Source organism: Brachyspira sp. SAP_772 (assembly GCF_009755885.1).
Classification (GTDB): Bacteria; Spirochaetota; Brachyspiria; order Brachyspirales; family Brachyspiraceae; genus Brachyspira.
The window spans coordinates 90,169-104,059 of record NZ_VYIX01000001.1 but is presented as its reverse complement, the minus strand read 5'-3'; the positions used below and the strand labels follow the sequence as shown (position 1 = coordinate 104,059).

At 28.1% G+C, this 13,891-nt stretch carries 11 protein-coding genes; 9 read left to right on the top strand and 2 right to left on the bottom strand.

What is annotated here, in order from left to right; all coding sequences use genetic code 11:
- Window positions 1–4 precede the first annotated feature (4 nt).
- The 3 genes from GQX97_RS00415 to flcA all read left to right on the top strand — a co-directional run bounded on the left by GQX97_RS00415 (window position 5) and on the right by flcA (window position 4,534).
- Entirely contained in the window at window positions 5–313 is a 309-nt protein-coding gene (locus tag GQX97_RS00415) for a hypothetical protein (RefSeq protein WP_157149999.1), read from the top strand.
- A gap of 11 nt (window positions 314–324) precedes the next feature.
- Window positions 325–750 carry a F0F1 ATP synthase subunit epsilon gene (locus GQX97_RS00410; protein WP_157149998.1) on the top strand — a complete coding sequence of 142 codons (426 nt, stop codon included), beginning with the start codon at window positions 325–327 and terminating at the stop codon, window positions 748–750.
- A gap of 100 nt (window positions 751–850) precedes the next feature.
- The gene (flcA, locus tag GQX97_RS00405; protein WP_157149997.1) at window positions 851–4,534 is read left to right on the top strand and encodes a periplasmic flagellar collar protein FlcA; all 3,684 of its coding nucleotides are present in this window, start codon (window positions 851–853) and stop codon (window positions 4,532–4,534) included.
- Between the two features lie 108 nt (window positions 4,535–4,642).
- Here the strand turns inward: flcA and GQX97_RS00400 are convergent, their stop codons facing one another.
- Window positions 4,643–5,617 (bottom strand): aldo/keto reductase, encoded by a 975-nt coding sequence (locus tag GQX97_RS00400; protein WP_157149996.1) that lies wholly within the window; start codon window positions 5,615–5,617, stop codon window positions 4,643–4,645.
- A 167-nt stretch (window positions 5,618–5,784) separates the two neighbouring features.
- On the opposite strand from GQX97_RS00400, the gene GQX97_RS00395 reads away from it, so the two are divergent.
- From GQX97_RS00395 to GQX97_RS00370, 6 genes are all read left to right on the top strand, one after another.
- Window positions 5,785–6,336, top strand: a complete 552-nt coding sequence (locus GQX97_RS00395) for a hypothetical protein (RefSeq protein WP_157149995.1) — start codon at window positions 5,785–5,787, stop codon at window positions 6,334–6,336.
- Window positions 6,337–6,369: 33 nt separating this feature from the next.
- Window positions 6,370–7,086, top strand: coding sequence for a GntR family transcriptional regulator (locus tag GQX97_RS00390; RefSeq protein WP_157149994.1), 717 nt, complete (start codon window positions 6,370–6,372; stop codon window positions 7,084–7,086).
- Between the two features lie 103 nt (window positions 7,087–7,189).
- Window positions 7,190–8,746, top strand: a complete 1,557-nt coding sequence (locus tag GQX97_RS00385) for a PTS sugar transporter (protein WP_157149993.1) — start codon at window positions 7,190–7,192, stop codon at window positions 8,744–8,746.
- Between the two features lie 20 nt (window positions 8,747–8,766).
- Window positions 8,767–9,606, top strand: coding sequence for a histidine biosynthesis protein (locus GQX97_RS00380; protein ID WP_157149992.1), 840 nt, complete (start codon window positions 8,767–8,769; stop codon window positions 9,604–9,606).
- A gap of 170 nt (window positions 9,607–9,776) precedes the next feature.
- On the top strand, window positions 9,777–11,612 hold the full coding sequence (locus GQX97_RS00375) for a methyl-accepting chemotaxis protein (protein WP_157149991.1): 1,836 nt from the start codon (window positions 9,777–9,779) through the stop codon (window positions 11,610–11,612).
- A 42-nt stretch (window positions 11,613–11,654) separates the two neighbouring features.
- Entirely contained in the window at window positions 11,655–13,325 is a 1,671-nt protein-coding gene (locus GQX97_RS00370) for a Na/Pi cotransporter family protein (protein WP_157149990.1), read from the top strand.
- A gap of 8 nt (window positions 13,326–13,333) precedes the next feature.
- Here GQX97_RS00370 and GQX97_RS00365 read toward each other — a convergent pair whose 3' ends face one another.
- Complete coding sequence (locus tag GQX97_RS00365; RefSeq protein WP_157149989.1) at window positions 13,334–13,882, bottom strand: DNA-3-methyladenine glycosylase I; 549 nt, start codon at window positions 13,880–13,882, stop codon at window positions 13,334–13,336.
- Between the last annotated feature and the right edge of the window lie 9 nt (window positions 13,883–13,891).

Sequence of the window (13,891 nt, the reverse complement as noted above, 5' to 3'; positions counted from 1 at the left end):
AAATATGATGAACTGGATTAATATAGTACTTACTGTTTTATCTTCTGCAAATATGGTTGGTGATATTATAAAAGGAAACAGCCTAGAAAATAAAGCCAAAAATATGTATAAAAAGTTAGATGAAACTGAGAAACTTATGCTCGAAAGAGTTGATGCTAAAATGAGTGGGTATATGGATTATTTTAGCAAAGAGATTAATTCATTAAAAATCGTTATAAAATTTCTACTTATAGTATCTTTTATATTTTTTATTTTATTTATATTATCATTGATATTTTTTATTATTGTTTTAAAATATAAAAAAATAATTTAGAGTTTAGAAATATGGCTACAAAAAATAATAAAAAAACATTAGTATGTTCAGTAATAACTAAAGAGGGTCCTATTTTAAGGTCCATAAAAATAGATCATATAGAATTGCCTTCTGTAAATGGATATGTTTCTATATATACAGATCATTGCCCGTATATAGTAAGCATATCTTATGGAGAGCTTAGAATATATGATGAAGAGGATAAGTTAATAAATCTATATGTGGAAGGCGGTATTACCGAAGTAACTCAAAATGTTATTGGTGTTTTAGCAGAAAAAGCTATATATCCAAAAGATATTGATGTTTCAGTATTGAACGAAAAGATAGAAAAATTAAGCAAACAGATGACTATTAATATTGAAGAGAAAAGAAGAAATAATATTGAAATAGACAAATGTAAAAAACAAATTGAAATAGTTAATAAAATTAATAAATAAAATATTCTATTGTATTTTATTTATTAACCGATAATGAAGTTGACATATTTTTTATATTTTACTATAATCAATATGTGAATACAGTTTATAGATATTGAATATGCCAAAAATCGAAGATTTAGAAAGATTAGGAAGTTTAGCTTTTATAATAGGAAACAAAGAACTCCCAAAAGAATTATCACAACAAGACTATAACAATTTTAAGTCAGTATTTACAGATGAATATATGGCGAATTCTACACAAAATAATGATGATGTACCGTCTATAGATGATTTAGATAATTTAGATAACTTAGATTTGCCTGATAAAATTAATGATGATTTGGGGTTATCTGATGACTTGGGATTGCCTGATGATTTAGAAACAACTAATAATGCAGATAATGATGAAAAGATTGAGTTAGATAATTTGGATTTACCTGAAAGTGTTAATGATGATTTAGGCTTAGCAGATGATTTGGGATTGCCTGACGATTTAGAAACGGCTAATAATGCAGATAATGATGAAAAGATAGAGTTGGATGACTTAGATTTGCCTGATAGCATTGATGATGATTTAGGTTTGCCTGATGATTTGGGATTACCTGATGATTTAGAAACAGCTAATAATGCAGACAATGATGAAAAAATAGAGTTGGACGACTTAGATTTGCCTGATAGCATTGATGATGATTTAGGTTTGCCTGATGATTTGGGATTACCTGATGATTTAGAAACAGCTAATAATGCAGACAATGATGAAAATATAGACGTAGATTTAAATAATTTAGATTTGCCTAGAGATAAAGAATTAGAAAATAAAATTAATTCTGAAATTAATAATTCTGCTGATAATAAATTAAACAATAATATTCCAGACCTTCCTGTATTAGATGATTTACCTTTGCCTGAAACTTTAGATGATTATAGTAATGCTAATGATGGTATAGAAGAAACAATAACAGATGATATTGATAATTTAGCAGATAATTTACCAGACGATTTAGTAAATGATTTAGATGATACATTAGAAGAAGAAATTATTAATAATGACAGTAATCTGGATGATTTAGATGACTTAGAAAGCATATTAGATGATGACAATACTCTTGAGAAAGATTCTAAAGAAGAGGATACTGATAATTTAGACGACTTAGAAAGCATATTAGATGATGATACTGATGATAAAAAAGAAGAAACTAAAGAAGATGACATTGACAACTTAGACGATTTAGAAAGTATATTGGATGATGATACTGATGACAAAAGTGAAGAAGCTAAAGAAGATGACACCGACAATTTAGACGACTTAGAAAGCATATTAGATGATGATACTGATAACAAAAAAGAAGAAGCTAAAGAAGATGACACTGATAATTTAGACGACTTAGAAAGTATATTAGATGACGATACTGATGACAAAAAAGAAGAAGCTAAAGAAGATGATACTAATAATTTAGACGATTTAGATAGCATATTAGATGATGATACTAATGACAAAAAAGAAGAAGCTAAAGAAGATGACACTAATAATTTAGACGATTTAGATAGCATATTAGATGATGATACTGATAACAAAAAAGAAGAAGCTAAAGAAGATGACATCGACAATTTAGACGATTTAGATAGCATATTAGATGATGATACTGATGACAAAAAAGAAGATGCTAAAGAAGATGACACCGACAACTTAGATGATTTAGATAGCATATTAGATGATGATATTAAAACTCAAGATGAATCAGAAAATAGCACAGATAATAGTTTAGAAAATGCTGATGATAATTTAATGGTTGGAAATGTTGCAGGCAATGTAAGAGTAATTGAAGAAGAAAATACACTTCCTTCTCCAGATTCTGCTGACAGTTTAGGAGAATCCAAATATGATGATGTTGACAAAGATATCAATGATGATGAAGTTATAGACAATATAAAAAGATTATCTCCTATTACTAGACACCATGTTTTAGATGCTATATTAAATGAAAAACTCTCTAGAGCATCTATGCAAAAATTATTAAAAGCTTTAGAGAAAGGTGAGTCTAATGAATATATAACAGATTTTATTAATAATGAATTAGGCTTAAGTATTTCAGATTCTAGAGGCGGATTATTAGATATTATACCTATTCCTAGCTCATTAAAAGAATATGCTAAAATAATAAGAGTTGCTGCGATATTCTTAGTATTATTTGTAGGAGTAGTATTATTTTCATATCAATTTATATATAAACCTGTTTTAGCTAATAGATATTTCAAAATGGGATTAGAAAATATATACAATAGTCAATTTGATGAGGCAGAGAGAAATTTTGCTAAGGGTGATAGACTAACTCCTAGAAAAATAAAATGGTATAATAGATATGCAAAAGAATATACAGATAGATTTGCTTTTGATTATGCCCTAAAAAAGTTAGAAGCATCTGTGGATATAAAACCTAGAAATATTGATACTAGACTTTTATTTGGATATTATTATAGAACTAAGGGAGAAAAAGAATTATCAAAAGAAGATTATAACAGCGGTGAAGAGTTGTATAATAATTTGATGACTTATACTGATAAAGAAAAAGATTTAAAGAGAATATATGATGACCTTGGCGTTCTTATGATAAGCAGAGCAAAAAATTTAGTAGAGCCTAATTATTATGACAATGCTTATGAGAATTATAGGGAAATGATAAACAGATTTGGAGATGATGTTATACCAAGAAAGAGAGTAATGCTAATAAGAATATATCAAGACAATTATCAAGATGTTAAAGATTTGCAAAATCATATAAATAGATTAAAAAGCGGATATATAGATGATGAAGTTTATCCTAAATTAGCAAAATATTTATTGGACAAAGATGATTTTTATGGTGCTAGAACATTGTTTGAAAAATTATTAGCAAAATATACAAACAATTTAGAATCTATTGTTGGATATGCAGATTATGAAGCTAGATTAAAACATTATGATAGAGCTAAAGAGATATTAATAAACTCAGCACTACCTTTATATACTTCTAATCCTTATAATGGCGGAGAAGAATATGTGTATAATATGCTTGGACAAATATATTATAACTTAAAAGAATACGGAAGTGCTATTAATAATTTCAAATTAGCATTAGAAAAAAATAGTTTATACCCAGATGCTAATTTTAATTTAGCTAATTTGTATTTTTATCAGGATAATGATTATAAAAAGGCAAAAGAACATTATAAGATAGCTTATGATAATTTAGCTCCAGATTTGAGAAGCGATCAATTGCTTTATAATTTATCTTGGTTATATTATTTAGATGAAGAATACGATTTGGCTTTTCAGGGATTTAATGATTTATTCTACAAAGACCCCGATAACAGCATTGTATCATATGCTTTAGGTAATTCTCTTCTTCATTTGGATAGGGCTAATTTGGCTAATGGTTTTTATAGAAATGCTTTAAATAAGGCATTGGAAAGCAGAAGAGACAAATTTGAAATGCGTACAGAAAAAGACTTTATGTTTATTAGTTATTTAGCTAGCCTACATAATAATATAGGTGTATCCTATGCTTATAACTCTGTTGTAAGCAACCAAATAGAAAATGAACAGATGGCTTTCAAGAACTTTGTTGTTGCTAGTGAATATTTTGACCAATTAAGAACATCTAATATAGATTTGGATATGGCTGAAAAAAGAACTGTTAATATAGACAATCAAAATATTGGTGCTTCAAAATATAATATAATGGCTATACAAAGCAGGAGAAACTTGAAAAATAATGTTATTATAGATGATTATATACCAAAGACTATGTTTAACTTAAACTAAAACTATTATAAAACGATAATAAAGCCTATGATATTTTTATTTAAATCTATCATAGGCTTTTATAATATAATTTTCTTAATTTATTGAATTGTATACTCTCTACCCTACTTATAAAGTTATATCATCAATTTTTTTAAGTTCAAAATCTGTTAAATTGTTTTTATTAATTATTTGAAGATTTTCTATTATTTGGCTAGGTTTAGAAGCTCCTATTAAAACGCTTGTAATCTCTTCATCTTTTAACACCCATCTCAAAGCCATTTGTGCTAAAGTCTCTCCCCTCTCCTTAGCTAAATCATTAAGTTCTTTTATCTGTCTTAATCTATCTCTTGTGATAGCATCTTTTTTTAAGTATCTTCCATCTGCAGCTATTCTACTATCACTTGGTATGCCATCAATATATTTATCTGTAAGTAAGCCCTGAGCAAGAGGACTATAAGCTATTATTCCTTTTGATAATTTCTTTGCCTTTAGTTTAAGCCCATTATTTTCTATAGTTCTATCGAATATAGAATATCTATTTTGATTAATTATAAAAGGCACATTAGCATAGGTTAATATTTTAGCAGCTCTCTCCATAGCAGCTCCATCATAATTGGAAAGCCCAACATATAAAGCTTTACCATCTTTTACTATTCTAGTTAATGCCTCCATAGTCTCTTCAAGAGGAGTTTCATTGTCCATTCTATGATGATAAAATATATCCACATACTCAAGATTTAATCTTTTTAAGCTTTGATTAATGCTCGCTATTATATATTTTTTACTGCCCCAATCTCCATAAGGCCCATCCCACATATCATAGCCTGCTTTAGTACTTATGATAATTTCATCTCTATATTTATTAAAACCATCGTTCAAAATTTTACCCATATTAATTTCAGCAGCACCATACGGAGGACCATAATTATTAGCCAAATCAAAATGTGTTATACCATTATCAAAAGCAGTATTTATAATATCTTTCATGTTATTATAATCACAATTCTCACCAAAATTATGCCATAATCCAAGAGATATTATAGGCAATTTTAAACCGCTTCTTCCGCATCTATTAAAAATCATATTATCATATCTATTCATAAATTAATAACCTCTCTCTATATTTGATATTGTAATACATTTTTAAAAAATTGTAAAATTTAAATATTTATAATACATTTTATAAATTTACCGAAAATATATATATTGCTTTTTACAATAGTTGTTATTTTTGATTTATATATATAATAATTCGGAGGTTAAAGTAGATGCTCAAAAAGATTATAACTATTATTATTATTTTATGTACCGTTGGATGCAGGACACTAGAAACAGCAAAAGATAGTAACAATATAAAAGATAATAAAACAGAAATCAGTGATAATAACAAATCTGAAACAAAAGAAAATAATGATATTAAGGAAGAAACATCAGAAGATGAAATTGTAAAATATGGCTCGGATTCTGAAGTACAATCTATATATATAAACGGAAAAAAATATTATGTATTAAATGCTGATAATATAGAAAATATGACAGAAAATGAAATAAAAAACTCTTCATTAGTAGCACCTTTAAAAATTACAGAAGAAACTATAAAGGGAAATGACGGCATAGTAATAAAATATTATGATGTTCAAGTATTCTTAGGAAAGAAAAATCGATTTGGATCTACAAAGGTAGGATTATTTGAACCGCAATATAGGGCTTGGACTATAGGAGAAGATAAAAAAAGAAATAATGATATAGAATTAAAATTAAGCAATTCTACAGTAACTATTACAATAAAAAGAGGAAGTATATCTCTTAGATATTATTAATAATTTTTGAAAATTCAACAATAGAGTTTTATTATGAGCAATAATTTTCTATATAAAAAAGTATATGATGATATTTTAAAGAAAATAAATAATGGAGTGTGGAAAAGAGGAGACAGAATACCTAAAGAAGAAGATTTATTAAAATCATATAATGTAAGCAGAGATACATTAAGAAAGGCTTTGTCTAAACTTAAATATGAAGGTATTTTATATTCAAAAAGCGGTATAGCTACATATGTTAAAGAAAAAAAGTTGGATTATAAACTAGCTTCTATTGAAAGCTTTAGTGAAATTTCTAAAAGAGAAAATAAAACTCCTAGAAGCATAGTGTATAGAGCAGAAAAAATTATTCCAGATGATGATATTGTAAATAAAATGGAATTAAAAAAAAACGAATCAGTATTTTTTATAGAGAGATTAAGATTAGCTGAAAATAAAATAGTATGTTATGAAAAAACATACATAAATGAAAAACTCTGCCCCGATATAGATAAATTCGTATCCCCAAACACTTCATTATTCAATCTATATGAAAATCAATACAACATAAAAATTAGCTATGGTAAATATACTTTTGAAGCAATCAATGCTCCATCAGATATGGCAAAAATCCTTTCTATTAAAGATGGTGATGCCATTTTGATGATGAATGCTACAATATTTACAATAGATAATATTCCTTTATATACCGTTATAGCCAATTACATAGGAAGCGAATATATTTTCACAACCGTATTACAGAGAGATTAAAAATACGTATTTTTACTTAATTAAATTTGACAAGTAAGTATTTTTAACTATACTATATAGCATATATACGTATATATTACTCTCACATCAAAGGATATAATATATGAAAAATATAGCAATCATAGGAAGCAGCGGGGGAAATTTATACAATTTAGGCGGTAAAGACCCTATAAAACTTTTATCAGAGATTAAACTACAGACAGACTCTACAGAAATTGCAGTATCTAATATTTTATTTATAGGTGCAGATGCTCCTATGGATAATATAAAACCAACAGCAAAGGCATCTATATTTAGGCTTGAGAATGGTGAGATTATAAAAGGAGAAGAAAAAACTTTAGCAGAGATAAATGAAGATGCAAAGGGGTATGATTTAGAATTAGCCAATATTATAGAGAGTGGTAATATAGACGGACTAATATTAATGAGCTGTGATCCTTCGAATATTAACAAAAAAAGTATTGATGCAGCAATAAGCAAGAAAATACCTATAGTTGGTACGGGAGGGGCATCTATGGCAGATTTGCAATCTAATGGTGCAAATGTTATAGCAGTATCTGGTACAACTGGTACTACAAATAGAACTAGAGCAATATCAGCCATTACAAGTTTAAGTAAATATTTCAATATAAAATATAGACCTGTAATAGGTTCTAGCGGAAGTTCTTCTGGAGCATCAAAAGAAAATGTATTTAAGAGGATAAACTTTAGAGGAATAATGATGGGGGCTTTACCGGGATTTATATCTATGGCATTAATACTTGCTGTAAGTAAAATACCAGGTTTAGAAAAGTTAACAGATGTTTTTAATATTTTAATAAAGGCGCTTCCTGTTATGGTTGCTGTAATAGCAGCTAAGCAAGTATCTGGATTAGATGAAGTTGGAATAGTTGCGGGAGTAATATCCGGAGTATTGTCTGTTGAGGGAGGCATTATTGGGGGGATTATTGGCGGTATTTTAGCTGGGCTATTTAGTTATTTTATCATTACTAAATGTTTTGATTTAAGAGTTCCTGCTACTACTGCTAATATAATTGCAGGAGGTTTATCTGGAATTATAGCAGGCCTTTTAGTTTATTTCTTATTAGCACCTGTAGCTTTATTTATAGGAGAGGGTATAAAAAAATTATTAGAAACTGTTATATCATTCTCACCTATATTAGCTGGTGTAGTTGGGGGATTATTAATATGGCCTGCTATTATTGGAGGGGTATATCATGCTGCAATACTGCCTATAGTTCTATTAGAAATGGAGGCTACTGGAAATAGCTTTTTAGGTTCTATAGATATGGTTGGACTTGTTATGTGTTCTGCAGGAATTACTTTTGCAAACATTATAGCTCCTAGAAGAAAAGATGATAAATCAATAGCTGTACCTGGTTTTTTAATCAATGTATGTTTTGGTACATTTGTAGAAACTTCTTATCCATTTATGTTCTCAAATAAATTGGTATTTGCTAGTGCAATAGTATCTTCTGCTATTGGAGGAGCTGTAGTAGGATTATTTAATGTGAGAGGTACTGCTTATGTTCCAGCTATAATAGCTCCTGGACTTTCCACCACACCTATAGGATTTTTAATTGCAATGCTTACTAGTTTTTTAGTTGCTTTCTTATTGACTGTTATAGCAAATAAAATATCAAAAGCAAAAGATAAATAATTTAAGGAGTAAATATAAAAATGATAAGAAATGATATGATAAAAAAAATGGAAATATCTAGAAAAAAAGTACTTGATGCCATCAAAGAAGGAAATGGATATACAATATTAAGTACAGGAATTACTGGAGATGATGCAAGAATTGCTAAGGCCGTTGTAGATGCTGGTGCTAAACTATTAGAACCAAATCACCCTGCTGTTGTATTAGCTAGAGGATATAAAGGAATAAGTAATATGCATAATGCAGAAAAAGTAAGACATGAACTTCCTTTGGAAAAGATGCTTGAAGTTGTATCTGGGGTTAGAAATGTGGTTGGAGATGATATATATATTACTGTTGGCGTACCTGGAGGATTTACAGAAGTTATGCCTATAATATTAGAGGATAATGATTTTCATCAAATATCTTTAGCAGGGGCTGATGGTTTACATACACATAAATCATCTATTGAAGATTTAAAAGAACTTGTAGAAAAAGCTCATAAATATGGTTTATTGGTAGATGCATATATTGGACATCCTAGTGATTTGCATACATTTGGAATACCTGCTAAAACTCCTGATGATGTAAAAAATGTAGCTAAAGAAATGGAAAAAATTGGAGTAGATTTTATTGGATTAATGACTGGAATGAGTTATGAAGGGGTAAAAGCAGGAGAGATACACCCTGAAATAGAAGAAAGACTAAAAGCTTTAGTTTCTGCTGTTAAAGTACCAACATTAGCTGAAGGCGGAATTAACATAAACAATTATAAAGCTTTCAAAAATACTGGGGTAAATATACTTGTAATAGGTACTGCAATAGATAATGTGGTATGTAATGCTGCATCAAACGTGGTTAAAGATTTTTTAACTAAATAACTAAAATAGATAAAAAATACCTACTATATACAAATAAAAAATAGAGGAAGTCTTATATATGAGGCTTTCTCTATTTATATATAGTAAATATACAAATAAATAAAATACTTGCATAAAATCAATTTAATTAATATAATAAAAAGGATGTTTTTAAGATTTTAGAGGTTAATGTGTTAAAGAAGTTATCGCAAATTATAAATAATGCTTTCAAAGGAAATAGTTTAATATTAAAATTTTTAATACCATACATAACTTGTATTATACTCATATGTGTTGCTATATATTTCGTTTATGCACCGCAATATAGAAATACATACCAGACAAATAGTGAATATAATACAGATCAATTAAAAAAGATATTAGAAAATAATGTAGAAAACTTAATAGTTGAAATTAATCTGCTTTGTGCATATTTAGAAAAAGAGGATAATAATGATAAAGCATTAGAAGTATTTCAAAATGTATTAAAAAACAACAGTTATTTAGTTAATATATTTTATTCTGATATTATACCATATAATGAAGGCGGTTTTTTCATAAATGCCAATAATGAATCATTAGGAAATTATAATCCTACATCAGATCAATGGTTTAAAGATGTTATGGCAAATAATAAAATTATAACCGCTACTCCATATGTGAAAAATAATAAAACAATAGCATCTTTTGCTAAGGCTGTATATAAAAATAATAGAGTATATGGAGTTTTATGGTTTGATATAGATTTTGACAAGTTTATACAATCTACAATAGCCGAAAATAAAAAACATGGATACAATATATATATAATCAATGATGCAGGACTATTTTTATTCAGCCCTAATAAAAATGATATATTAAAAAATAATATATTTTCAAATCCAAACTTTACAGGAAATAAAAACAACATATTAAATAATAATAATTTCACATTTATAGATAACAAACTCACACATATATCATCAAAAATAAAAGATACTAATTGGATATTTATATCTGATATATCTAAAAAAGAATTGAATGCTATGTTTTACAAGCTTTACATATTGATTGCAGTAGTATTTATTATTCTTATCGGAATAGAGGCTATACTTGTAATTGTAATAGCTAAGCCTCTATCTACAACATTAAACAGTACTGTAAAAATAATAGAAACTATGTCTGATTGTAATTTTAATATAGAATTTAATGAAAAAGAACTCAGTAAAAGAGACCAAGCTGGTGAATTAGTAAGGGCATTGAATAAAATGCAAAAAACTTTAGGTAAAGTAATATATAATCTAACCAACTCTATAAATGAAATTAATAATTCAGTTAATTTCATAACAGACGGAAGTGTTAATTTATCTGACAGAGCAAATTCGCAGGCAAGTGCATTGGAAGAGTTAGCAAGTTCCATACAATCTGTATCAGATGCATTAAAAGAGACAGCTAGCAATGCTAGTAATGCTAAGAGAATGAGTGAAGAAGTATTTGAATCTACAAAAAGAGGTGTTGATGCTGTAGAAGATACTTCACGTAATATGGAAGATATAGCGGAATCTAGTAAAAAGGTTTCTGACATAATTAAAATAATAGAATCTATAGCTTTACAAACAAATATATTAGCTTTGAATGCATCTGTAGAGGCTGCACGTGCAGGAGAACAAGGTAAGGGCTTTGCTGTTGTTGCTAATGAGGTTAGAAGTTTAGCAAATAATGTAGCTAATGCTGCTAAAGATATATCTGACATAATTAATGATACTGTAAGAAAAATTGAACTTGGAAGCACTTCGGTAAAAGCTTCATCATATATATTAAATCAAATAGAAAAGTCAGTTAATGAGGTGTCAAATCTGCTTGTTGGTATATCTAATGCTATTATCAATGAAGAAGAAAGTATATCACAAATAAACTCTGCTGTTGCGGAGCTTAATAATATAACTCAAGAAACTTCGGCTATAGCTGAACAAGGGGCTATAAATAGCAGCAATGCTTTGGATAAAGCTCAAAATATTGTTGTTGAAGTTTCACAATTTAAATTTTGATTTAAATTAAAATTTTAATTTAGATTAATATAAAGAGGAAATATGATATTTACTTTGCTTTTTTCATTAATAGGCGGTTTTGGGCTTTTTATGTATGGGCTTAAGGTATTTTCTGATGGTCTTCAGGAAAGTACTGAAAACACATTAAAAGAAATACTTCATAAAGTTACTCAAAACAAAATATTAGGCATAGCTCTTGGTTTTTCAATTACTGCTATAGTACAATCTAGTAGTGCTGTTACTGTAATGGCTGTAAGTTTTGTTAATGCAAACATACTAACATTATCTCAGGCAATAAACATTATATTGGGTGCTAATATTGGTACTACTGTTACTGGTTGGATAATTTCATTAGATATAGATATTTTAGCATTACCTTCTTTGGGTATAGGTTCTATCATAGTAATATTTGCAAGCCAAAATAGAAAACTAAAATTTTTCGGTGAAATATTAATGGGCTTTGGTATGATATTCTATGGGCTTATTTTAATGAAAATGGCTTTTGAGGGTGTAAGAGATTCTGAAAATTTTAAAAACTTATTTTTAATGGCAAATGCCTACACTCTTCAAGGAAGATTTTTCTGTGTAGTAATAGGTACTGTAGTAACTGCTATAATACAATCAAGCAGTGCTGCTTTAGGTGTTACAATATCGCTTGCTACTGTTGGTTTGATTGACTTCCCTACTGCTGTTGCTTTAATACTTGGTCAGAATATTGGTACTACTATAACTGCAGTGCTAGCTACAATAGGTGCTTCTATTAATGCTAAAAGAGCTGCTTTAGTGCATTGTTTATTTAATATATTCGGTGTAATTTATATGTTCTTCTTATTCCCATACTATCTTAAACTTGTTGAGTTTATAGTTGGTTTTATGGTGTCAGGCGGACCTGATTTAGTGGTTAATAACAATTACGTTAATATATCTTTCTATATTGCTGCAGCTCACACTATTTTTAATATAATAAACGTTATAGTATTTTTCTTCCTCACTGATAAATTAGAATATATTGTTTGCTTAATTATTAAAGATAAAGACGGCGAGAAACATATTAGCTTATTGTCTGACAGACTTTTGCATATGCCTATTTCTGCTGAGATAGAAGTGAGAAAAGAGGTGGCATATATGGGAGAAATTGCTAAAAAAATGCTCTCAAGAATAGAACAGCTATTTGAAAACCCTAGTGAAAAGCTTATTAATAAAATTCGTGACCATGAAAAAATGCTGGATAATACAGATAATGAAATACATACATTCTTACTTAAACTTCTAGGAAAAAGCACTCTAAACTCTGCAGATATTGCTTCTTTAATTAACATTAGTACATACTACGAAAACTTAGGCGATAATTTAAAAGATTTAGCTAAGGCCATTATTAAAGGAAATGAGAAAAAAACTTTATTTAATGAAATACAAAAAAAAGATATACTTCAAATGCTTCATAACAATAAAGACTTTATAGATTATTTATCAACTCTCATACTTAATAATTATTCTATAAATAGAGAAAAAACTTATGAAGAAGCTATGGAAAGATACCACACAATAAAGTCATTCTATTATGAAGCAAGGCAAAGGCATTATGACAATGTTGATAAATCTTTAATACCAGCATTGAATGCCCATTTATATGGAGATGTACTTGTTTATTTTAACCGCTCTATTTCAAACTTGGTTAATATAGTAGAGTCCATTACTGGAAAAGATAAGTAATATAATTTTTATTTAAAAGGGCAATCTGCATAATGGTCATTAATAATACCTATAGCCTCTAAATAGCTGTATATTATAATACTTCCTACAAATTTAAAGCCTCTTTTAATTAAATCTTTGCTTACAGTTTTTGAAAGCTCATTTTCGGCAGGAAGTGCATCATCATAGTTTAGTTTATTATATACAACTTCATTATTTGTAAAACTCCATATATATTTATCAAAACTTCCAAACTCTTTTTGAACTTCTATAAATTTGTTTGCATTTGTTATTAAAGCTTCTATTTTTCTTCTGTTTTTAATAATAGCTTTATTTTCTAATAGTGATGCAATTTTTTTTTCATTGTAATTAGCTATTTTTTTATAATCAAAATTGTCAAAAGCTTCTCTCATAGCCTCTCTCTTATTTAAAACGCATCTCCAGCTTAAACCAGCCTGCATACCTTCAAGTATAAGCATCTCAAATAATTTATTCTCATCATGACAAACCTTACACCATTCGTCATTATGATATTTTATTTCTATCTCAGTTTTAGCCCATTTGCATATTTTTTTCATTTTATAACC

What these genes read in the sequence shown, in the direction of transcription:
- GQX97_RS00370 (WP_157149990.1), top strand. Translation starts at nt 11,655, where the DNA reads ATGATATTTACTTTGCTTTTTTCATTAATAGGCGGTTTTGGGCTTTTT.
- GQX97_RS00390 (WP_157149994.1), top strand. Translation starts at nt 6,370, where the DNA reads ATGAGCAATAATTTTCTATATAAAAAAGTATATGATGATATTTTAAAG.
- flcA (WP_157149997.1), top strand. Translation starts at nt 851, where the DNA reads ATGCCAAAAATCGAAGATTTAGAAAGATTAGGAAGTTTAGCTTTTATA.
- GQX97_RS00400 (WP_157149996.1), bottom strand. Translation starts at nt 5,617, where the DNA reads ATGAATAGATATGATAATATGATTTTTAATAGATGCGGAAGAAGCGGT.
- GQX97_RS00365 (WP_157149989.1), bottom strand. Translation starts at nt 13,882, where the DNA reads ATGAAAAAAATATGCAAATGGGCTAAAACTGAGATAGAAATAAAATAT.
- GQX97_RS00415 (WP_157149999.1), top strand. Translation starts at nt 5, where the DNA reads ATGATGAACTGGATTAATATAGTACTTACTGTTTTATCTTCTGCAAAT.
- GQX97_RS00385 (WP_157149993.1), top strand. Translation starts at nt 7,190, where the DNA reads ATGAAAAATATAGCAATCATAGGAAGCAGCGGGGGAAATTTATACAAT.
- GQX97_RS00410 (WP_157149998.1), top strand. Translation starts at nt 325, where the DNA reads ATGGCTACAAAAAATAATAAAAAAACATTAGTATGTTCAGTAATAACT.
- GQX97_RS00395 (WP_157149995.1), top strand. Translation starts at nt 5,785, where the DNA reads ATGCTCAAAAAGATTATAACTATTATTATTATTTTATGTACCGTTGGA.
- GQX97_RS00380 (WP_157149992.1), top strand. Translation starts at nt 8,767, where the DNA reads ATGATAAGAAATGATATGATAAAAAAAATGGAAATATCTAGAAAAAAA.